The following is a 22008-nucleotide window of genomic DNA, read 5'->3' on the forward strand; positions in this document are numbered from 1 at the left end:
TTTCATTTATAATTGAAAAGTAATGGTAAATTGGGCACCACCTAATGTGGATCGATTTACAGAGATCGAACCGTTTGATCTTTCAATAATAGCGCGTGAAATGGCTAATCCTAAGCCGGTTTCTCCATTTTTCCCTTTAATAAACCGTTGGAAAAGTTGTGGCATCATTTCTTTGTCAATGCCTTCCCCATCATCTTCCACTGTTATTTTAACTTGTTGATTTTCTTTATATAAACGAATAACTACTTTTGATGTTGCATGTCTAATACCATTCGAAACAATATTCATCATTGCCCGCAACAATTTTTCTGTATCAACATTTAGCATTACATCTGTTTCCACATAGTGATCAATTTTTACTTGTTTTTCACTAGCCAATGGCAATGCACGATCAACTGTAGATATTATTACATCTGCCATCTTCACTTTTTCTTCTTTATATATATTTTCCTCACTATCTAATTTAGCTAACAGGATCATTTCATTAATGATTTTTTTCAGACGATTAATCTCTGCAACCATTACTTCTAGGCCTCGATCAGATGCTTCTTTTTCAAAAATACCATCACGTATTCCTTCCGCATAGCCTTGAATTGTCATCAATGGCGTTTTTAATTCATGACTTGCATTTTGAAAAAAATGATGTTGTGATTGAATATAACGATTGAGTTCGTTGGCCATATCATACACACTTTGCTCTACTTCTTTAATTTCCCCAGTTGCTTTCACGCGTTTCACTTCATCAAATTTACGTTTTTCAATTTTCTTTAATTGATATTTTAATTTAGTTAGCGGTGTAACTAATCTTCTTGTTAGATAGTGACTTAAAATACTAATAATCCCTATTCCAATAAGGAAAATAAAAATTAACCGACTAAATAAATCCCTTTGGACTTCCTGTAAATCATCTAATGGCGTAACTAATACAAGTTCCTGGTCTAATAAATCAGGATAGATAGGTAGAATAGAAACAACATAACGTTCATCACCAGCTTTCCATAAAGGCTGATCATATTTATTAATATCGTAATTTTCCATCCAATATTGGATTAAATTTTCCGGAAGTGTACTTAATACAACTTGTTCCGTGTTACCATCATAAATGAATAACTGCAGTGACTCATCACCAAATAACTGACCAAAGTTATTGATATTTACTTCACTCATTAAAAATTGAATAAGGATATCGCCTTTTTCCTGTAATTGTTCTCGCTCATTTTGAATGAGCACATCTAATATAAGCGAATAGATCATAATCGAAACAATAGACATAATAATGATAAGTAAAGTGGTAAAGGCAATCGTTAACTGTGTTTGTAATTTCATTCGGCTTCCTCATTTACATTACTTAAGCGATAGCCATAGCCCCAAACCGTTTCTATCGGTAACCCATCTAATTTTTTTCGCAAGCGTTTAACTAAATCATCAACCGCTCGATCACTACCAAAATAATCTTCTCCCCAAATAAGGGAAAGGAGTTCATCACGTGCAAACGCTCGATTTTGATTTCGAATTAAGATATGTAGCATATCAAATTCTTTCGCCGTCACTTCTACTTCTTGCCCTTTCCAGAATACCCTTCTGCCCTCAACGTGAAGCTCTAGATCTCCCAATTCAAATATATCATGATTTAATTGCTGCTCACTCAAATGGAGTGATGTATCTACCCGCTTAAATAAACGTTTGACACGTGCAACAAGCTCTCTAGGACTGAATGGCTTTGTTAAATAATCGTCACTACCTAATTCAAGCCCCAGTATCTTATCTACTTCTTCATCTTTTGCTGAAATAATAATAATAGGCACTTCACTTTTCTGTCTTATTTTTTTACATAATTCATAGCCATCCATTCCTGGTAGCATAATATCTAAAATCCACATATCTGGTGCGTGTTCACTCGTTAACTCCCAAGCATCTTCTGCATTATCAGCCATAGAAACCTGATAACCTTCTTTGTTTAAATAGGCAGAAACAATATCACGTATATTTGGATCATCTTCTACAATAAAAATGCTATGATTCATTGTTTACCCTCCTTATTAGACTTATTCTCGCATATTATTAATGAAAAGCCTAATTGATACTTTTACATACTTTTTCCACAATTGTACCGAAAACCTGCCAAACCTACTGTCTATAATAAAAGATACAAGAAGGAGATACAACATAGTAAAAGAAAGGTGGTATTAGTAGATGAATTATCAAGATGAGAACAATAATCAAAAGCAATGGGATGACCAACCATTTGATAATAATGCAGATGATAATATTGTGGATAAACAGGTAGCATCAAAAGAGGAAGTATTACAAACAAATGATGCTTTTTTAAACCAAGAACCACAAAAGCCTAACCAATCACCAAAACAGAATCGTTGGGCATTATTTATAAGTAGTCTAGCCGGAGGAATTACCGTTGCTATACTTGGGTTTATTTTATTATTCACGGGAATTATACCAATTGATAAAGACCAAACAATGGATACAAATCAACCAGACGATGCAAAAGCAAGTCATGTGATTAAAACATCAACAAATGAAACTGGTATATCTTCGGATACGCTAACCAATGTTGGTGAGGCAGTAGTTGGTGTCTCCAACATTCAAACAGCTGATTTATGGAGTCAATCTTCCGAAGCTGGAACTGGATCAGGTGTCATCTATAAGAAAGAAGATGGAAAAGCCTATATTGTAACCAACCATCACGTAGTAGATGGTGCGAATGAATTAAATGTTACCTTGCCAAACGGTGAAAGTGTTGATGCACAATTGTTAGGATCAGATGAATTAACTGATTTAGCTGTTTTAACGATTGATGGAAACAATGTGGATACGGTAGCCACATTAGGAACCTCTTCTGACTTGGTCGTTGGTGAAACAGCAATTGCAATTGGGAATCCATTAGGTACAGAGTTTGCCGGCTCTGTAACAAAAGGAATTATTAGTGGATTAGAGCGTTCTGTAGAGGTAGATTTAAATGGTGATGGCGCTCCTGATTGGACAACAGAAGTCATTCAAACAGACGCTGCTATTAACCCTGGTAATAGTGGTGGTGCGTTAGTTAACAGTAGTGGTGAGGTTGTTGGTATTAATTCAATGAAAATCGCTCTAAAATCAGTAGAAGGAATTGGCTTTGCAATTCCAATTGATGATGCAAAACCAGTCATTGAACAATTAGAGACAAACGGAAAAGTATCACGCCCATTTATCGGGATTAGTGCAGTTGCACTTTCTACTGTTCCTGAACGTCACATGCAACAAACACTACAACTAAATGAAGATGTGACAGATGGTGTTGTCATTGCAGAAGTACAACAAGGTTCAGCTGCTGATCAGGCTGGTTTAAAGCGTTATGATGTGGTTACTAAAATTAATGATAAAGAAATTACATCAATGCTGGATCTAAAAGAGTTCTTATACTCTGAAACCAATATTGGTGACGAAATCAACTTGACTTATTATCGTCAAGGAGAACAACAAGAAACAACCCTTACATTAACGAAACAGCAAGAAACAACACAACAGTAAAGCATAATATTAAAAGTCGCATCCTTTTAATACCTAAAAAAGTGAACACAGTTATAGGGGACCACCTTTGTTAACCTTTACCACTAAGTCATTCTAGTTAGGATAGACCTTCTCTCTATTCTGACTAGAATTTTATATAGATAAAAGGCACCGTGGATTTTTCTTCCCAGTGCCTTTTTAATCTTTAATTCATTACCCAAAAAATAAATCAAAGATATTACTACCTGTTGAGCTTTGTTTATTGTAGAATTCTGAGTAACCACAGTTTTGACAGTAAACAACAACAAATTGATTATGCTGTACATCAAACATTTTTGATAAACCTGTCCCTGACATTGCCACTTCTTTTTGTGCCGCATCAGTACTACCACATTTCACACATCCATGACTTTCGTTCATTTCTTCGTCCTCCTTTGCATTACTATGTATATATACGTATATCCATGGTAAAACGTTTCACAAACAATAAGCAAGAGTATCCTAAAAGGAAACCCTTGCCTAATTTATTTAATCATACATAATTGAATTAACATCTTGATCGTCTAAATAATCTTCATAGTGTTCATGACGCTCATTCACGCCGATAAATTTCCCATCACGATCACTTAATAAAAATCCTTCTAATTCTTCCACACTTCCAACTAATTCATCTGAATCAAAAAACATGTCTTGATATGTTTTTTCTGTATCATAAAAATCAGATGGAGTTTCTGATGAGCCATATTTTCCTACGCGTTGCCATGCATCTTCTGCATCAAACATGGTCGTATCATCTTCATCATCTCTACTGATATCGCTATCAAGAATATCTTCTTCCACAGGTCGAACACGTTCAACAGATTGCTCCTCTGTATGATCTACACAATACAACGTGGTTGGCAACGCTTCTAGACGCTCTATCGGTATATCTATGCGACAAACAGCACATTGCCCATACGTTCCTTGCTCGATTGCTTTTATAGCTTGATTAATTGCCTTTAATTCTGTTTCACTATGCTCGTTTAAGGCAATATCTTTTTCTCTTTCATATAATTCTGTCGCTGTATCACCTGGATGATTATCATAATTAGATAACTCCCCAACCGATTCATTGACTTGGGCAGTTGTCATTCCGTAATGATCAGCCAAATGAGCCTCGGTTTCTTTTTTTAACTGCATTAACTGCTTTTTAAATAAAGTTACCTGTTGTTGTGTTAACATCTATCTTGCCTCCTTCATTCAATTTTTGAGGCATGATTAGTATAACCAATGCAATTAGCTTTCAATCGATTATTTATTGGAAACATATAATTGGCATAGCACTTTATTTTTTCGTTTTTTTACCATACTGAGCAACAACAAAAGCTAAATCATCATTACCAAACGCTTGAAGCACTTGCAAAAGTAATTCATGATTGATGGTATCTGATTCATTTGCATCTATTGTATCTTTTAATACTTCTTCTAATAGCGTGTTTATTGGTTGCATTGGATATGCTTCTTGATAAACAGCTTTTGGGTCTAGATTATGATTAATACACCACTGTGCAAAAAGTAAAATCATTTCTTTTTCCTGTTCTTGATAATATTTAATCACCTGTTCATCGCGTTCGTTCATGCCATCTCTCCTTTTAGAAAAATTATCTAACACTAATTTTATCACAATGAAAAAAGGTGTATCTCTTGTATTAGAGATACACCTTTTGAAGTTTGTTTAAACTTATTGAGCTACAACGTTAGCTGCTTGTGGTCCGCGGTCGCCTTCGACAATTTCGAATTCAACTGTTTGACCTTCGTTTAAGGTTTTAAAACCTTCAGCTTGAATTGCTGAAAAATGTACGAATACATCGTCACCGTCTTCACGTTCGATGAATCCGAAACCTTTATCTGCATTAAACCATTTTACTGTTCCTGTCATGCTCATCGACCTCCTTACAATAAAACTACAAAAGTAATGGAACCAATAATATTACCTTTACAACACTTATTGTGAAGAGATCGTAAAGAAATATACTACTTCCAATTGCTTTTACATTACAAATGTACTACGTTTTCATTATAAAATCAACCATCTAAAATGGATAGAATCACTAAATTCACGACTACATTCGACAATTATACTTTACATACCGATAAGTTGCTAAAATAATAATTTTTTTGTATAATAATTGCTTGCAAGAGGCATGCAAAAAATTTGCACCCCTACACGCGTATCTTGCAAATACGAATGAATAGGTGGTTAACCAAAATGGAAAAGTATCAAGTATTACTGTATTACAATTATGTACACATGGAAGATCCGGAAGGCTATGCGGAAGAACATTTAGCTTTTTGTAACGAATTAGGATTAAAAGGACGTATTCTCGTGGCCGAAGAAGGAATGAATGGTACAGTTTCTGGTACGGTAGAAGCAACGAATAAATATATGGAAGCAATGCATAACGATCCTCGTTTTGCAGATATGATGTTTAAAGTAGATGAAGCTGATGGTCATGCATTTAAAAAAATGCACGTTCGACCTCGTCCAGAATTAGTAACACTTCGATTGGAAAATGACATCAATCCAAAAGAAACAACTGGTAACTATTTAACACCAAAAGAATTTTATGAGGCAATGCGTGATGAAAACACTGTTGTTATTGATGCAAGAAATGATTACGAATATGATTTAGGTCATTTCCGCGGTGCCATTCGTCCAGATATTCACACATTCCGTGAATTACCAGAATGGATAGAAGAAAATAAAGAACAATTTGAAGATAAAAAAATACTAACCTATTGTACTGGTGGTATACGTTGCGAAAAATTCTCTGGCTGGTTAGTTGAACAAGGGTTTGAAGATGTCAATCAATTACACGGAGGTATCGCGACGTACGGAAAAGATCCAGAAGTGCAAGGTGAACTTTGGGATGGGCAAATGTATGTATTTGATGAACGTATTAGTGTACCGATTAATCGAAAAGAACACGTTATCGTAGGAACAGATTATTTTGATGGAAAACCGTGCGAACGTTATGTGAACTGTGCTAACCCTGCATGTAATAAGCAAATCTTATGTTCAGAAGAAAATGAACACAAATATATGCGTGGTTGCACACACGATTGTCGTGTATCACCGAGAAACATGTATGTAAAAGAGCATGATTTAACAGCAGAAGATATTCAAGCAAGATTGCAACAAATCGAAGAAGAAGATAGTGTTTCGACAGCCATATAAATTTGATCAATAGACAAGTCGCTACCATACGTAGCGACTTTTTTATACTTTCGGGCAAATATGGTGGTTTGATTTTCACTCCGTTATTTCTTTTTTTATTTTGTATATAGAAAAATAGTTATTATAAAGCAAAAACACATATATCCTTACATGATGTTATAAGGCTTTTACTTTGACATTACATATACCTACTGCTATCTTTTTAATTACATAAAAGGGAGGGAATTCATAAATGATGACTGTATATAGCTACAAAGTAAAAACGATCGATGGTGAGAATAAATCTTTAGCTGACTACCAAGGGAACGTTTTGTTAATTGTTAATACAGCTAGTAAATGTGGCTTCACCCCACAATATGAAGGCTTACAAAAGCTCTATGATACATACCATCAAGATGGTTTTGAAATTTTAGGTTTTCCCAGTAATCAATTTATGAATCAAGAGCCCGGTTCAGATGATGATATTAACTCTTTTTGTCAACGCAATTATGGTGTTACCTTTCCAATGTTTAGTAAAATTGACGTAAATGGGAAAACAGCACATCCATTATTTCGATTTCTTACCAAAGAAGCACCTGGTATACTAACTGATCAAGTTAAATGGAACTTCACTAAATTTCTTGTTGATACAGAAGGGAACGTATTAAAACGTTATGCGCCGAAGACGAAACCTGAAGAAATAGAAGCCGATATTCAACAAGCTTTAGCGTGAACTACCGACCAGTTACAAAAGAAGTCTATTTTTACTGAAATGAGACTTTTCTTGCCTTACAAAAGTTTTCTTAGAAGTTAGACAGCTTATCCATTCCCTTTAGTGGTTGCTTTTTTTAACCTCTTTCGTATAACTGCTACACATAATAAAAGCAATGGATAAGCTGCACAAACAGTAAACGCAAATGGAATCACAGATGTAGAGAAGAAAAACACCAACTGCTGCAAACTTGCAATATCCCAAATACTAAATAATAGTGCTAAAAAACCTAGTGGGAAGATAATTGGCCGATAATCTGATAGGCTTAACATGCGAGCCGTACCAACAGCAAGTGCATAATACCATACGGATAACTGAATAAACCCTCCTCCTACCCAGATTACTAGTATCACCGCATCCAAATTTTTAAAGAATTCAGCGATACTAATGTACGTACCGACGAGAAATACCGGAAAGATGAAAGTCGCTGTTACATCTCCCAGTACAAAAAGACAGACTAAGTTAGCAATAACCATCGTCACCATTAAAGCAAGTACAGAGACCATTCCTCCTTTTAAAGCTTTTCTGTGACTATGCAAAACCGGGAATAAAAATGTAATTAAAACCAACTCAATAAACCAAACATGTGGAATAATTGAACCCTCGATAGCAGGCTTCCAACCACTTTCCATCACAGGGGACATATGCGTTAGATCAAAATCAGGAATCGATAAAAGAACCATTATGATGGAAAATAGAATGACGATCGGTAGGAACATCTGTGCACACCTTGCGATAACTTCAATACCCCCCCGAACTGCAAATGCACAAACAACAAGCATACTTCCGATCACAACAACAATAGGAGTTGTATTTAAAATTTCTCCTACAATAAATTCACCGTATTCTCTTGCAATCGTACCAAACGTGTGCAATAGAAAAAAAAGAAAAAGAAAACTAAGTATTTTTCCTAATAGACGACCAAGAATTTTTTCACTGTATTCAATAATTGTCTCCCCAGGGAATAGTTGGTGTAATCCCCAAGTAATCCACACGATAAGGAAACCACTTATGGAACTCAAGATCGGTGAAAGCCACATATCACGTCCTGCATATTGTGCGGTAATGGAAGGCACGATAAGAATTGCTGTTGCACCATTAATTAGATAAGTCATTATACCCATTTGGAACACTGAAATTTTTCCCTCTGTACTCAAAAATCCACCTACTCCTAAACGCATATTTCGATGGTAGAAACAATGTATATTCCAAGTTCAATTACACAGAGTAACTACAAAACTAACCTTATATATACCTGCTATTATTGCTAAAACAGTATTATTATAATTGTCGAATCCTTTTATTTCTATACTGACAATGATCCAAAAGTATAATTACCACATTCGTCAAAAATGTTATTGTAATGACCTATTTGTAACATCACCCCAAATGTATTCTTGTAGATATTAGTCGGCTCCCCCCCTTATCAAACAACCATAAGTGATGATAGTTTTCTCCTTTAAAGCAAAACATTCCATTAAAATAAAACCTATTTTTCCTCTTTTCAGTCAAATTCGATTATAAAATTCCCAAACTTGTAGCACACTAAACCAGGAAATGTTTAGTTTAACTTGAAGAGGGTGACTGTCATGGCGTGGAACCTATTAAAACCGAAAAAACAGAAAAAAAAGAAGAAACAAACAGCAACAAAACAATCCAAGCAGGGACAGAACCCGCTATCTACCAATTTATCAGATAATAAGAACCAGCTTCGTTCGATTTATCAGGATTGTTCTGACTTCATTTTACGTTCTTTCATGATAAGTGGAAAACACCAGGCTATTCTTATTTACATGGATGGTCTATCTAATAGAGAAGAAATTGATGATAATGTCCTTTCCCCACTAATGGTAAAAACCCAAGAAGACCAAAGTGATCTACAAATCGATAAATTGATTAAGAACCGAGTGAGTATTTCTGATGTAAAAGAAGTGAAGACCATTGAAGATTGTATTCAACTGATATCTTCTGGAAATCCTGTTGTACTAGTAAATAATAGTAAAACAGGTTTTTCAGTGGGATTGCCTCAATGGGAAAAACGCTCGATTGAAGCACCAGAGGCTGAAAAAGCGATTAGAGGACCACGCGAGGGATTTGTAGAAACTTTAGCAGTAAATATTTCTATGCTCCGCAGAAAAATCAGAAGCCCCAAACTTAAAATGCAATCGATGGAAATCGGACGGTATACGAAGACAAATGTGATAATTACTTATATCGATGGTGTGGTGGACAAAACACTAGTAGAAGAAGTGGAAAATCGATTAAAGCGAATTGATATCGATGGCATCTTGGATAGTGGTGTAATCGAAGAGTTTATCGAAGACAATCCATATTCTCCTTTTCCGCAGATATTAGAAACAGAGCGACCGGATACCGTAACAGGAAATCTGTTGGAAGGACGAATTGCTATCCTTGTAGATGGCTCGCCATCTGCACTTATTGTTCCAATCACATTTTATTCATTCCTTCAGGCTAATGAGGATTATTATAATCGTTTTTTAATTGCCACAGCGATTCGTTGGCTTCGATTTATCTTGGTTATCATTTCATTACTTTTGCCATCATTGTATGTTGCCTTGCTCACGTTTCACCAGGAAATGATACCGACTGCTTTATTGATTAGTATGGCATCCTCTCGTGAGCAAGTCCCATTCCCTGCAATTGTAGAAGTATTGATAATGGAAATTACATTTGAAGCCTTACGAGAAGCTGGATTACGATTACCGAAACAAATCGGTTCCGCCGTTAGTATAGTAGGTGCGCTTGTTATCGGAGAATCTGCAGTATCTGCTGGAATTGTTTCTGCACCAATGGTTATTGTTGTTGCAATCACAGGCATTGCCTCTTTTACAATTCCACGTTATTCAGCAGCTATTGCCCTTCGTATGCTTCGTTTTCCTCTAATCTTTCTAGGTGGGATGTTAGGATTACTTGGAATCATGCTTGGCATTATTATGGTCATTGTTCACTTGTCTACTTTACGTTCGTTCGGTGTTCCATACCTTAGCCCAATGGCACCAATGAAATATAGTGAAATAAAGGATACCATGATGCGAGCACCTTGGTGGAAATTAAATAAAAGGCCCCATCTAACTGGAGAATATAATGAATATCGTCAGTCTTCCGGACAAAAACCATCTCCAATAAGAGGTAAAGATTAACTGAACTGATAATGAAGTGAGGTAGGACTTAATGCTTGAAAAAGGAAAAATCAGTGCTTTACAGATGACTGTATTGTTATACCCAACTATCACCGCAACGGCAATTCTTGTTTTACCAGCTACCACAGGAAATTTTGCGAAACAAGATATGTGGCTGTCACCAATATGGGCATCTATTTTTGGTTACCTTTCCGTCTTTATAGCCTATCTTCTTCATCACTATTATCCACAGAAAACACTTATACAATTTAGCGAGAAAATTGTTGGGGTGATACCTGGGAAGTTAATCAGTTTTGGTTTCTTGTTCTTTTTACTTCACACAAATGGATTGAATTTAAGAGATTATGGTGAATTTGTTATTGGAAATTTTTTACCGAAAACGCCAATGATCGTTATTATTTTAAGCATGGCCTTTGTTTGTGCCATAACAGTATATGGGGGACTGGAAGTAATGGCAAGAGCTTCTCAATTCTTCTTCCCAGTATTTGTGGTGTTATTTCTATTCATCATTATATTACTTGTACCTGTTCTAAATCCTGAGAATATATTTCCTATTTTAGGTGAAGGACTGACACCATCGTTAAAGGGGGCCCTTATACCTTCACAATGGTTTAACGAATTTATACTTATTTCTTTTTTTCTCCCTTACTTAAATAGGAACGGAAAAGGGTTAAAATGGGGGATAATAGCAGTAACACTTGTCATGATAACTTTAGTCATTTCTAATTTATTTTCGCTTCTATTGTTTGGCGATCTCACACCGTTTTTCACCTATCCCTTTATGGATGCTGCCCGTTATATCAGCATAGCTGATTTTCTACAACATGTGGAGTCTATCATAATGGCATTATGGGTGACCGGTATGTTTATCAAAATTTCTGTTTTTTATTATGCCGTAGTTATTGGCGTTGCTCAGTGGTTAGATTTAACTAACTATCGCCCAATTGTTTTTCCGATTGGATTTTTACTAGTGGTCGTGAGTATATGGTCCACTCCAAGCTTGCAGAAGTTAATTGATTTTTCTGGAACTACCTGGCCCTTTTATGCGTTTTTATTCCAAATGTTAATTCCTATTTCTCTTCTATTTATAGCAATCATACGCAAAAAAAGAAGTAAGTGAACGAACTAACACGTGTAAATAGTTAAACATGCACCAGAAAGGAGAAGAGCATGCATCTTTTAAGAACGAACATACTATTACGAACGATTCTTATCTGTTTACTATTATTAGTCTTGAATGGCTGTTGGGATAGAGTCGAGATAAATGATTTAGCCATTGTTATGGGGATCGGTCTTGATAAAACAGAAGAAGGAGATATAGAACTTTCTGTACAAATTGCCAATCCTAAAGCAATGGCAGGATCAGGTAGTAGTGGTGGTCAATCTAGTGGTAATCCTATTGTGGTTGAAACAGTTACAGGCAGGACCATTTTTGACGCCAGGTCTAAACTTCAAGAAAGTCTTTCCCGTCAACTTTTTGAAGGACATAATCGTGTTATTTTTATTAGTAAGGCATTAGCTGAAGAAGGCATTCAAAAGCATATTGATTTTTTTGCGCGTTTTCCTTCTCCAAGGTTAAGAGCAAATATATTTATTGTCGATAGTAAAGTCATTGACATCTTAAAGGTTCCATCTGATTTTGAATTAAATTCTTCCGAGGTGGCTAGGGAGCTTGCCAAATTAAAAATAGGGATGAATATAACAACAAAAGATTTATTAGAACAATTAGCGAATGAATCGAGTTCGATTGCACTACCAAGCATAACAGTTGAAGATAAACCAGTAGGCACAAAGGGACTCCGAGTGAACGGATCCGCCATTATAAAAGAAAATAAAATGGTTGGGGAAATAGATAACGCATTATCAAGAGGAGTATTATGGTTACGAGATGAGATAAAATTATCTTCCGTTACACTAGAACCTGAAAATACAGAAGGTTACATCTCGTTTAAGCTATTACGATCAAGTACAGACCTTAGTCCTACAATTAAAAACGGGAAATGGAAAATGGTTGTTAATATCACTACAGAGGACGACGTGGTAGAAAACGAAACAAATTTAGATGTACTTGATCCAAAAATAACAGACAAACTCGAAAAACAATTGGAACAAAAGGTAACTGAACGCATTCAAAAAACATTAGATTATGTTCAGAAAGAAATTGGGGCAGACGTTTTTGGTTTTGGAGAAGCCTTCTACCGTAAATTTCCGAAACAATGGAATAAGGAAAAGGATATGTGGGCTGAGAAGTTCCCTGAATTAGAAGTTGAAATTAATTGTAAAGCCTATATAAGAAGACCAGGGCGATCCAATATACCGCAAGGAACACAAAAAGAAGAAGGAGTTAAAAAATGAAGTGGTTATCTGTTTTGGGAATAATTCTCATAGCATTGCTCATTACTCTTTACGAATGGCCAAAGTTAAAAAAGAATCAAAAAAAAGAAAAAAAAGCCTTTGTAGTACTTATGCTGACAAGCGTAACGCTCTCCATTTCTATTCTTTATTTTCCGGATATGCCAGGTCCGACAGAATTAATTGATAAGATTTTTAAGCCTTTTGGTAAGTTGTTAAGTACAAAATAGTAGAAAGTTAGAGCAATAAACATAAAAAACGAACTCGAAGGTACTGTACCACTAAAGCTTGAGTTAAAAATCCACCTTAAGGGCGCAGTACTGAATCAAGTTCGTTTTTTATAAAATTATTTTATATCTTTAAGTAAATTGGCCATCTCAATTGCGGAGACTGCTGCTTCTGCCCCTTTATTTCCTGCTTTTGTACCAGCTCGTTCGATTGCTTGTTCAATTGTTTCTGTTGTCAGCACACCAAATATAACTGGAAGATCTGCATCCATACCTACTTTTGATACGCCCTTTGAAACTTCTGCACAAACATAATCAAAATGAGGAGTAGATCCTCTGATAACTGTACCTAGCGTAATAATTGCATCGTATTTTCCGGATGATGCCATTTGTTTTGCTACTAATGGTATTTCAAAAGCTCCTGGTACCCAAGCGATCGTAATATTTTCTTCATTTACACCGTGGCGACGTAATGTGTCTTCCGCTCCACCCAATAGCTTACTTGTAATAAATTCATTAAACCTTGCTACAACAATACCTACCTTTAAATCTGTTCCTACTAAATTACCTTCTACTAATTTTGCCATAATCATTTTCTCTCCTTATCCTTTTAATAAATGTCCTAATTTTGATTTCTTTGTATTTAAATAATTTTCATTATCTTTATTTGGCGGAATTTGGATTTCTTTTCTCTCTACAACATCGATTCCATACTCAGTCATACTAGCAATTTTTCTTGGATTATTAGTAAGTAATATTAACTTCCCAACTCCGATGTCTCTTAACATTTGCGCGCTAATTGCATAATCACGTAAATCATCAGGAAATCCTAATTGATGATTTGCTTCAACCGTATCGTATCCTTCTTCTTGCAATTTATATGCTTTCAGCTTATTTAGTAAGCCAATGCCTCTTCCTTCTTGTCGCATATAAATTAATACGCCTTTTCCGGCCGCTTCAATTTCGTGTAATGCTTTTTCTAGTTGAGGTCCACAATCACAACGATGTGATCCGAATATATCACCAGTTAAGCATTCGGAATGAATCCGAACCAATGGTGTATCATTAACTGTTATATCACCTTTTACTAGAGCTAAATGTTCCTTTTTTGTCCACTTTTCAGTGTATGCCATTAATTTAAAGTCACCGTAACTGGTTGGTAGTTTTATTTCAACTTCTTTTTGAATTAACGTATCAAACCTTTTACGGTAAGCAATCAGATCTTGAATAGAGATGATCGGCATACTTTCTTTTTCTGCGATGGTTTTAAGTGCAGGTAAACGTGCCATTGTCCCATCTTCCTGCATAATTTCGCAAATAACTCCAGCTGGTTTAGATCCTGTTAGACGAGCGAGATCCACTGCAGCTTCTGTATGACCAGCCCGTTCTAATACACCTGCATCTTTTGCAATCAACGGAAACACATGCCCTGGCCGTTTGAAATCAGTTGCTATGGCTTCTGGTTCGATTAATTTTTGAATGGTTAATGATCGTTCATATGCACTAATCCCAGTATGTGCATCCTTATAATCTACACTAACTGTAAATGCCGTACCATGTGGATCCGTATTTCGAGTAACCATGTCTTCTAATCCTAATTTACTAGCCAATTCTGTTGCCATTGGCGTACAAATCAAGCCACGCCCTTCTTTTGCCATATAATTAATTACTTCAGGGGTGGCATGCTCTGCCAAAGCAACAAAATCCCCTTCATTTTCTCTATCTTCATCATCAACAACAATAATTATTTTTCCTTGCTTTAATGCAGTTAAGGCCTCTGGTATTGTATTTAACATCGTTGTTTCCTCCTAATCGATGAACCCATGTTCTCTTAATGTGTCTTCAGTTACCTTACTTGTCTGTTTCTCTGTCTCGTTATGCCTGATCAAGTTTTCCATGTACTTCGCTAACATATCATACTCTAAGTTAACTAGATCACCTTTTTGTTTATCCCCTAGAATAGTTTTCTGCTGTGTTTCAGGGATTAATGAAACGATGAAACGATCCGTGTCCACATCAAAAACTGTTAAGGACGTACCATCTATGGTAATCGAACCTTTTGGCATGAGATACTTTATACCATCTCCTGTTACTTGTATGGAAAAATATTGTGCATTGGCCTCTGTCCAACTATTTAAAATTTCTCCGACAGTATCGACATGACCAGATACAAAATGACCACCAAACCTACCATTAGCATGCATGGCTCGTTCTAAGTTTACCTCAACACCTGTATGAGCTTGTGATAAAGAAGAATAGCGATACGTTTCTGGCATCACATCAACAGAGAATTGATCTGAAAGAAACGAAGTGACAGTTAAGCATACACCATTTACAGCAATACTATCTCCAATTTTTACGTCAGATAGAACTGTTTTCGCATGAATGACTAGTTTTAAACTATTTGCTTGCTGTTTTACGGATAAAATGGTTCCTTTCTCCTCCACAATTCCAGTAAACATTTACTCTACCTCCTGTTTTGGATATGCAATTACTTTTATATCTGATCCAATCTGTTCTACTGAGTCGATCGACAATTGTGCTGCATCCAACATTTTCTCTGGTGAGCTTCCACCGACTGTCGTATATGCATCTGCTCCACCTAATAGTTTTGGCGCAATATACCAATGACATGATTGGAATAATTTATCTGCTACAAATGAACCTTGCAACGTACTTCCACCTTCTACATATAAAGATTGAATTCCCATTTCACCAAGCTGATCTAACATAGCTGCCAATTGAACGTTTGGTGTCAATTGTTTTAATAGTTTAATGTGAGGAAATTCTCTTTGAAATGCGTTAGTATTTGCTTTACTTCCACAAACAATCCATGTAGGTGCTTGATCATCATGCAAAAGATTACTTTCTCGATTAATCGATAACTGCGTATCTAAAATAATTCGAATGGGATTTAGTCCACCTTGGGGCAGTCTGGTGGTTAACTGTGGGTTATCCTGTTGGACAGTATTGACACCAACCATTATGGCATCATGGATAGAACGCTCTCTGTGAACATCGTGTCTTGCTTCTTCAGAGGTTATCCATTTGCTGTCACCAGTTTTCGTTGCAGTCTTACCGTCTAGTGTCATGGCAGCTTTTAAGGTGACATATGGGCGTTTATGTGTCATGTAATGAAAAAAATGTTTATTTATTTCTAACGCTTTTGCTTCCCTAATTCCAACCTCTACTTCAATTCCTGCTTGCTTTAATTTTTCAATCCCTTTTCCGGCTACTGCGGGATTCGGGTCAACACAAGCAATATATACTTTCTTTACATGGTGTTGGACAAGCAAATCCGCACATGGTGCTGTTTTACCGTAATGTGCACAAGGTTCTAAGGTCACATATACATCAGAACCTTCTGCTTGCTCTCCTGCCTGGTTTATTGCAACCACCTCTGCATGTGCTTTGCCAGCTTGTAAATGGCTTCCCATGCCTACAATTCGTCCATCCTTAACAATAACTGCTCCAACCGATGGATTAGGACTTGTTTGTCCAATTGTACTTTCTGCTAGTGATAAAGCAATATCCATGTAATTTTCCTTTGTCATCTGCATCCACTCCTTCTTTATTGTGGAAGCACAGAAAAGCCCCAGACTTTCTAGTTCTGGGGCTTTGTTAGCGTTAGTAAATAAACATATCCTATTGGTTATGTCTACTCGTTATTCCTTTTCCCCTCCAGACTTTCACTGTCGGCTTTGGATTTTCACCAAATCCACCTTCACACCTATGTGCTCCGGGTCACGGACTGAAGATATTCGTCTATCTATCACCGTCGGTCGGGATTTACACCCTGCCCCAAAGGAATTACCTATTCGATTGTTCATAGTTTAACATGGTTATAGTAGATACTCAAGTTTTTTTCTTTTTTATGCTTATGCATTTCTGTTTTTTTTATAAGCTAAATAGTCTTGTAATAACTCAACTTTCGGAGAGGGAAATTGACAAATAAACCTTGGTATAACTAGGAAGTCTCCACAATCCAAAGGTAAAGTTGACTTCGACTTAACTGTTTGTTTTCATGCATCTTGAAAAATTTATTCTACAGTTGTCATGTAACAGCCTTCATTTCATCTATTCTATAAGGTGGTAAACTCCCATAAAATTATATCTTTTACCGCTCCTCAAGTGAAATGAACTCGCTTTCCACGGGCACGGCCTCAACTAATTTTTAGAAGAAAAAGCACTTCTAAAAATGGATTTTCGGCTCGTGCTGTTCCCGTAGGAGTCTCGTCCATTTCATTTGACACGCTAGATAGTCTAAAAACATAATAATGCATTAAAGACGATTTAGTAGGAACCGCTTAAGCCGAAGATCCACTTGGTAAAGTGATTTTCTTTATCAAGTTAGCTGAGGCTGAGCCCACGGAGAGGGGATCCATTTGCTTCTGTAGCAGGTAATGGTACATTAGAGTTTACAAATATTTAGTCATAGTACAGCTAACGCTCAGCAGTTATTTTTTAGTGAGGAATTTGAGTAATAACTAAATCTTATTGTTGTAAATACCAAATACCCAAGCACTGCACCGAATGTATTAAAAAATAGGTCATCTACCGTTGCCAATCGTGTTAATGTAAAAGATGTCTGTATCAATTCAATCGTTAATGATGAAAAAAAGCCTAACAACAAAATAACAAAAAAATGACGGGTATGTTTAAACAAATATGGAACAAAAATACCAAGCGGGACAAAAAGCACTACATTACCTAAAGAATACAATAGTTGAAACATTAAATAACCATCTGCCATATGAAGCAAATTATAAAAAAGGTTCGTGTCGAAGCTAATTGTATTTTCTTTTGTTAGTGCATTGGTGAAGTAAAATGGCTCCATGGTTACATAAGTAACGGCAAGCAAATAAACAAAAAATAAATTGATAACAATCTCTCTTAAAAAACGAAATCTCCCTTTATGAGATAAATAGCGATTTCCTCTATACCATATCCAAATTAATGTCAACATCGAGTAAATAATAATGGGATCAAGACTAATCATTCGTTGAATCCTTTCTTATATTTCTTTCGATTATATTCATATATATGCAAACAAGCTACTCTTCCATTCGAAGTTTATCTCTTTATTCTATCACAGAATAAGCTTTTAACTAACTTGTCTAATATAAATGGATTTTTTTCCTTGACTATAAAAAAAGCACACCATTTTCTAGTTGGTATGCTGTAAAATAATTTAGTTAATCTTCTCCTATAATACGAACTTCTCGTTCTAGTTCAACACCAAATTTTTCTTTAACCGTTCGCTGTACCATTTCAATAACAGCAATATAATCCGATGCCGTCGCATTGTTTTTATTGACAATAAAGCCAGCATGTTTAGTTGAAACCTCTGCACCACCAATACCTTTTCCTTGCAGCTCACTATCTTGAATTAGTTTTCCTGCGAAATAACCTGGTGGTCGTTTAAATACACTACCACATGATGGGTACTCTAATGGTTGCTTTGACTCCCGCTTATACGTAAGCTCATCCATCACTGCTTTGATTTCCTTTTCCTCTCCAGGTTCAAGGCGAAAATGTGCTTCTAGTACGATATATCCTTTTTCAGGAATATTACTTGATCGATAGCTTAAATCTAATTGTGAGGCTTCAAGCGTTAACAACGTACCACTAGGATCAACAACAACCGCCTTCTCTAGGCAATCTTTAACCTCTCCACCATAAGCTCCAGCATTCATATATAATGCGCCTCCGACTGTGCCCGGAATACCACACGCAAATTCAAGACCGGTTAACTTTTCATCTAGCGCGCGATAAGATACATCAATAATACGAGCACCACTTTCAGCGATTAATGTATTTCCGTCTCGACGTATGCTAGTAAATCGTTTGGGGCTCATCACAATACCACGAATACCACCATCACGTACAATTAGATTCGATCCATTTCCCAATAGTGTGAAAGGGATTTTTGCCCGATTAGCGTATTGAATAATGGCTTGAACTTCTTCTATACTCGCTGGCGTAACAAAAAAATCAGCTTTTCCACCTAGTTTTGTATATAGATAATGTTTAAGTGGTTCATCTATTAAAATATTTTCTTCAGCAGTTAATTGGCTTAATGCTTGAAAAACAGTAGGCTCTTTCTCCATAATAATCATCCTTTAAATTGTCATTATGACACACGTAAAAAACTACACAACCTAAATTATAGCAGGAGACTGACCTATTCGCCAATACAGATTTTCTGGAGCTTTTGTAGATGTATGTCACATCGCTACACTATTCTCGTAAAAAATTTCCATTACATTCGTTTTTATTTACAGTATTCCGTTTTTATCCTTTTGTATGATTAGGCTGTAATCCGTGAAAAATTAATGTTATTACATAGTCCACTTCTTGTTCTTCATTTAATACAGGTTCTGTCGTTAGGATATAACGATGGAAAATAAACCCTAACACCGTAGACAAGATAAAACGAATACTTGTATCTATCGGAAGTTCCTTTAACTTTCCTTTCTGTTGTAAGCTTTCTAGCCTTTCTTTCACAGTTGGATAAATTTTTGTTACAAATATATCCTTAAACACTTGTTGTATCTCTGGATGAAAAGCTACTTCTTGTAAAATTATTCGAATCATTTGGACATTTTTCTTTACAAAACTAATTCGATTGTAAATAAACACACGTAATAACCCCTCTAAATCTACCTCCTCTGAATGAAATACTTCTTCTATCATTTGTTCAGCAAAGTAAGGAACGGCTAACTGCAAAATACCTGGTTTAACAATAGCCATTAGTAAATCTTTTTTTGAAGGATAATGTCGGAAAATTGTCCCTTCCGCAACACCTGCTTGTTTAGCAATTTCACTAGTGGAGGTTGCTGCATAACCATATTTTGCAAAGTTTTCAATTGCCTTTGTTAAGATAGCCGCTTTCTTTTCTGTTAATTTTACTGGTTCTTTGTCGACTTCTAATAATTGTTGAATATATGCTTTGTCCATCATTGTTTTCACCCTTATTTACGATATGCTATCAGTGTACCAAGATTGAGGATAAAAAATAAGCTAGAGAATCCAAATAAAATGAGGAGATCCAAGCTAACCTCACCAAAGCCATTGCCTTTAATCATAACATCAGTTAGTGCAGAGGCACCGTATTTAATCGGCATGATTCGACCGATTCCCTCTACCCATGCAGGTGCATTATCCAAAGAAAATAGTCCTGAGAAAAAGGCTTGAGGGACAATAACAATTGGAATAAACTGCATCATTTGAAATTCATTCTTAGCAAAGGTTGACAGCAACATTCCCAATGTAAGTGCAGTTAATGCAAGCATCAAGGTAATAAACATAACAAGTAAAACAGATCCTTGAATTGGAATAGATAACACATACACACTAAAGGCAATTACTACAATGGACTGGATAATTGCAAACACACCAAAACCTGCTAGATAACCAATAATGATCTCCCAGCTCCTTATAGGTGTTGCAAATAACCGCTCCATTGTACCTTGGGATTTTTCTCGTAAAAAAGAAATACCTCCAACTAAAAATACGAAAAAGAAGGCAAAGTATCCGATTAAAACGGGACCAACATAATCAAACGTCGTTTCTACTTCTGCTTGGTAATAATCAGTCACTTCTAATGCAATGTTTGTATTGTTCGTTGTTGAAAGGGCACGCTGTAATTGCATGAATAAAGCTTTCTCCGCATTAGGTTGGCTATTATCAACAGTAAGCTGTAATTGTTGATCTTCCAAAGTCAAGACTGCTTGAACCTCTCCATCTGCTAAATCTGCATATGGCGTACTCGTTTCCACCATTTCAATATGCTCACCTTCTATCTTTTCCACGACAGGCTCAGGGACACTTACAGCTGCAATAGCATAATCACCTGCTGCTTCTTGGTCAAGAACAACCCAGGTTAAGATTAAAATTAGTAATGGAGCCAAAAACAATAAAGCGAGTGTTCGTTTATCTCGAATGAACTGTTGTACAATTCGTGTAATAATAGCGGTTATTTTCATTATTGAACATCTCCTAACTGCAAGAAAGCTTCCTCAATGGTTGCTGTATTTGTTCGTTGCTTCAATGAGATTGGCGTATCACTTGCTAGAATATGGCCATTTCGTAAAAGGCCTAAGCGATCACATTTCTCCGCTTCATCCATTACGTGTGTCGTAATAATAACAGTGACACCTGCTTCTTTTAATTGGTAAAAGCTATCCCAAATTTGATTGCGCAGTACCGGATCTATTCCAACGGTTGGTTCATCTAAAATTAATAATTTGGGTTCATGCAGTAAAGCAATCGCAAGTGATAATCGTCTTTTCATACCACCTGAAAAATGCTCAACTCGTTTTTCTTTATCTGCTAATAGATCTACTTGCTTTAACACTTCAGTTATTCGTCTTTTTCTATAGGAACCTTGCATACGATATAATTTCGCAAAGAATGCTAAGTTTTCATTGGCGGTTAGTTCATCATATAATGCATCAGCTTGTGCCATATAACCAATATCATTTAATTTATTTAAGTTAGGCATTTTTACACCTTCTACTTCAATCAGACCACTTTTTGGTGTTATGGCACCAATGATTGTTTTTACCAAAGTGGTTTTGCCAGAGCCAGACGGACCTAATAATCCATATATTTCGCCTTTGTTAATCTCTAGCTGAATATCCTTAAGCACAACTTCTTTTCCATAAGCTTGATTTACTTGATCCAAATGAATAATCGAACACATTTGCTTACCCCCTCCAAATTAAAAAAGTGAGTAATCACTCACTTTTAATTATAAAGCATTATTTAGTAATGTAAAGACCTTTATCTAAA

At 36.0% G+C, this 22008-nt stretch carries 23 protein-coding genes and 1 riboswitch; of the genes, 7 read left to right on the plus strand and 16 right to left on the minus strand.

The genetic code is table 11. From position 1 onward, the window contains the following. Nucleotides 1-6: 6 nt before the first annotated feature. Both BN1058_RS12740 and BN1058_RS12745 read right to left on the minus strand, forming a co-directional pair. Nucleotides 7-1326 carry a sensor histidine kinase gene (locus BN1058_RS12740; protein ID WP_090858403.1) on the minus strand — a complete coding sequence of 440 codons (1320 nt, stop codon included), beginning with the start codon at nucleotides 1324-1326 and terminating at the stop codon, nucleotides 7-9. Further along, nucleotides 1323-2024: a response regulator transcription factor gene (locus BN1058_RS12745; protein WP_090858406.1), complete on the minus strand. Its 702-nt coding sequence runs from the start codon at nucleotides 2022-2024 to the stop codon at nucleotides 1323-1325. The genes BN1058_RS12740 and BN1058_RS12745 overlap by 4 nt, the downstream gene beginning before the upstream one ends. A 169-nt stretch (nucleotides 2025-2193) precedes the next feature. Between BN1058_RS12745 and BN1058_RS12750 the strand changes: the two genes are divergently transcribed. After that, nucleotides 2194-3525 (plus strand): S1C family serine protease, encoded by a 1332-nt coding sequence (locus tag BN1058_RS12750; RefSeq protein WP_090858409.1) that lies wholly within the window; start codon nucleotides 2194-2196, stop codon nucleotides 3523-3525. Nucleotides 3526-3717: 192 nt separating this feature from the next. Here the strand turns inward: BN1058_RS12750 and BN1058_RS12755 are convergent, their stop codons facing one another. The 4 genes from BN1058_RS12755 to BN1058_RS12770 form a co-directional block, all read right to left on the minus strand. Beyond that, a complete protein-coding gene (locus BN1058_RS12755; RefSeq protein ID WP_090858412.1) occupies nucleotides 3718-3924 on the minus strand; it encodes a zinc ribbon domain-containing protein in 207 nt (68 codons plus the stop codon). Nucleotides 3925-4032: 108 nt separating this feature from the next. Further along, nucleotides 4033-4725, minus strand: a complete 693-nt coding sequence (locus BN1058_RS12760) for a TraR/DksA C4-type zinc finger protein (protein ID WP_090858413.1) — start codon at nucleotides 4723-4725, stop codon at nucleotides 4033-4035. Between the two features lie 103 nt (nucleotides 4726-4828). After that, nucleotides 4829-5122, minus strand: a complete 294-nt coding sequence (locus BN1058_RS12765; RefSeq protein WP_090858416.1) for a hypothetical protein — start codon at nucleotides 5120-5122, stop codon at nucleotides 4829-4831. Between the two features lie 102 nt (nucleotides 5123-5224). Next, complete coding sequence (locus tag BN1058_RS12770) at nucleotides 5225-5422, minus strand: cold-shock protein (protein ID WP_090858418.1); 198 nt, start codon at nucleotides 5420-5422, stop codon at nucleotides 5225-5227. A 330-nt stretch (nucleotides 5423-5752) separates the two neighbouring features. On the opposite strand from BN1058_RS12770, the gene BN1058_RS12775 reads away from it, so the two are divergent. Beyond that, nucleotides 5753-6721, plus strand: coding sequence for an oxygen-dependent tRNA uridine(34) hydroxylase TrhO (locus BN1058_RS12775; RefSeq protein ID WP_176694521.1), 969 nt, complete (start codon nucleotides 5753-5755; stop codon nucleotides 6719-6721). 235 nt (nucleotides 6722-6956) lie between these two features. After that, entirely contained in the window at nucleotides 6957-7433 is a 477-nt protein-coding gene (locus BN1058_RS12780; RefSeq protein WP_176694535.1) for a glutathione peroxidase, read from the plus strand. Nucleotides 7434-7519: 86 nt separating this feature from the next. Here the strand turns inward: BN1058_RS12780 and BN1058_RS12785 are convergent, their stop codons facing one another. Further along, the gene (locus tag BN1058_RS12785) at nucleotides 7520-8629 is read right to left on the minus strand and encodes a GerAB/ArcD/ProY family transporter (protein WP_090858423.1); all 1110 of its coding nucleotides are present in this window, start codon (nucleotides 8627-8629) and stop codon (nucleotides 7520-7522) included. A gap of 432 nt (nucleotides 8630-9061) precedes the next feature. Between BN1058_RS12785 and BN1058_RS12790 the strand changes: the two genes are divergently transcribed. Genes BN1058_RS12790 through BN1058_RS12805 form a run of 4 tightly spaced genes read left to right on the plus strand, consistent with a single transcriptional unit; the run spans nucleotide 9062 to nucleotide 13215 of the window. Continuing rightward, nucleotides 9062-10633 carry a spore germination protein gene (locus BN1058_RS12790; protein ID WP_090858427.1) on the plus strand — a complete coding sequence of 524 codons (1572 nt, stop codon included), beginning with the start codon at nucleotides 9062-9064 and terminating at the stop codon, nucleotides 10631-10633. A gap of 31 nt (nucleotides 10634-10664) precedes the next feature. Next, nucleotides 10665-11753 carry a GerAB/ArcD/ProY family transporter gene (locus BN1058_RS12795; protein WP_090858430.1) on the plus strand — a complete coding sequence of 363 codons (1089 nt, stop codon included), beginning with the start codon at nucleotides 10665-10667 and terminating at the stop codon, nucleotides 11751-11753. A 50-nt stretch (nucleotides 11754-11803) separates the two neighbouring features. Next, nucleotides 11804-12988: a Ger(x)C family spore germination protein gene (locus BN1058_RS12800; RefSeq protein ID WP_090858433.1), complete on the plus strand. Its 1185-nt coding sequence runs from the start codon at nucleotides 11804-11806 to the stop codon at nucleotides 12986-12988. After that, nucleotides 12985-13215 (plus strand): hypothetical protein, encoded by a 231-nt coding sequence (locus BN1058_RS12805; protein ID WP_090858436.1) that lies wholly within the window; start codon nucleotides 12985-12987, stop codon nucleotides 13213-13215. The genes BN1058_RS12800 and BN1058_RS12805 overlap by 4 nt, the downstream gene beginning before the upstream one ends. A gap of 116 nt (nucleotides 13216-13331) precedes the next feature. Here the strand turns inward: BN1058_RS12805 and ribE (BN1058_RS12810) are convergent, their stop codons facing one another. From ribE (BN1058_RS12810) to BN1058_RS12850, 9 genes are all read right to left on the minus strand, one after another. Next, entirely contained in the window at nucleotides 13332-13799 is a 468-nt protein-coding gene (gene ribE, locus BN1058_RS12810) for a 6,7-dimethyl-8-ribityllumazine synthase (protein WP_090858439.1), read from the minus strand. Nucleotides 13800-13814: 15 nt separating this feature from the next. Then, a complete protein-coding gene (locus BN1058_RS12815) occupies nucleotides 13815-15008 on the minus strand; it encodes a bifunctional 3,4-dihydroxy-2-butanone-4-phosphate synthase/GTP cyclohydrolase II (RefSeq protein WP_090858442.1) in 1194 nt (397 codons plus the stop codon). A 12-nt stretch (nucleotides 15009-15020) separates the two neighbouring features. Further along, nucleotides 15021-15674, minus strand: a complete 654-nt coding sequence (gene ribE, locus BN1058_RS12820; RefSeq protein ID WP_090858444.1) for a riboflavin synthase — start codon at nucleotides 15672-15674, stop codon at nucleotides 15021-15023. Further along, nucleotides 15675-16766 (minus strand): bifunctional diaminohydroxyphosphoribosylaminopyrimidine deaminase/5-amino-6-(5-phosphoribosylamino)uracil reductase RibD, encoded by a 1092-nt coding sequence (ribD, locus tag BN1058_RS12825; protein ID WP_090858447.1) that lies wholly within the window; start codon nucleotides 16764-16766, stop codon nucleotides 15675-15677. A gap of 111 nt (nucleotides 16767-16877) precedes the next feature. After that, nucleotides 16878-17025: riboswitch (FMN riboswitch) on the minus strand. Nucleotides 17026-17662: 637 nt separating this feature from the next. Continuing rightward, nucleotides 17663-18211: a VanZ family protein gene (locus tag BN1058_RS12830; RefSeq protein WP_090858450.1), complete on the minus strand. Its 549-nt coding sequence runs from the start codon at nucleotides 18209-18211 to the stop codon at nucleotides 17663-17665. A 196-nt stretch (nucleotides 18212-18407) separates the two neighbouring features. Next, on the minus strand, nucleotides 18408-19322 hold the full coding sequence (gene murB / locus BN1058_RS12835; RefSeq protein WP_090858453.1) for a UDP-N-acetylmuramate dehydrogenase: 915 nt from the start codon (nucleotides 19320-19322) through the stop codon (nucleotides 18408-18410). Nucleotides 19323-19506: 184 nt separating this feature from the next. Next, entirely contained in the window at nucleotides 19507-20175 is a 669-nt protein-coding gene (locus tag BN1058_RS12840) for a TetR/AcrR family transcriptional regulator (RefSeq protein WP_090858457.1), read from the minus strand. 11 nt (nucleotides 20176-20186) lie between these two features. Then, the gene (locus tag BN1058_RS12845) at nucleotides 20187-21200 is read right to left on the minus strand and encodes an ABC transporter permease (RefSeq protein WP_090858460.1); all 1014 of its coding nucleotides are present in this window, start codon (nucleotides 21198-21200) and stop codon (nucleotides 20187-20189) included. Then, a complete protein-coding gene (locus BN1058_RS12850) occupies nucleotides 21200-21919 on the minus strand; it encodes an ABC transporter ATP-binding protein (protein ID WP_090858463.1) in 720 nt (239 codons plus the stop codon). Before BN1058_RS12850 ends, BN1058_RS12845 begins: the two co-directional genes overlap by 1 nt. Nucleotides 21920-22008: the final 89 nt, after the last annotated feature.

It is taken from the genome of Paraliobacillus sp. PM-2 (assembly GCF_001368815.1).
In the GTDB taxonomy this organism is placed as follows: Bacteria; Bacillota; Bacilli; order Bacillales; family Amphibacillaceae; genus Paraliobacillus.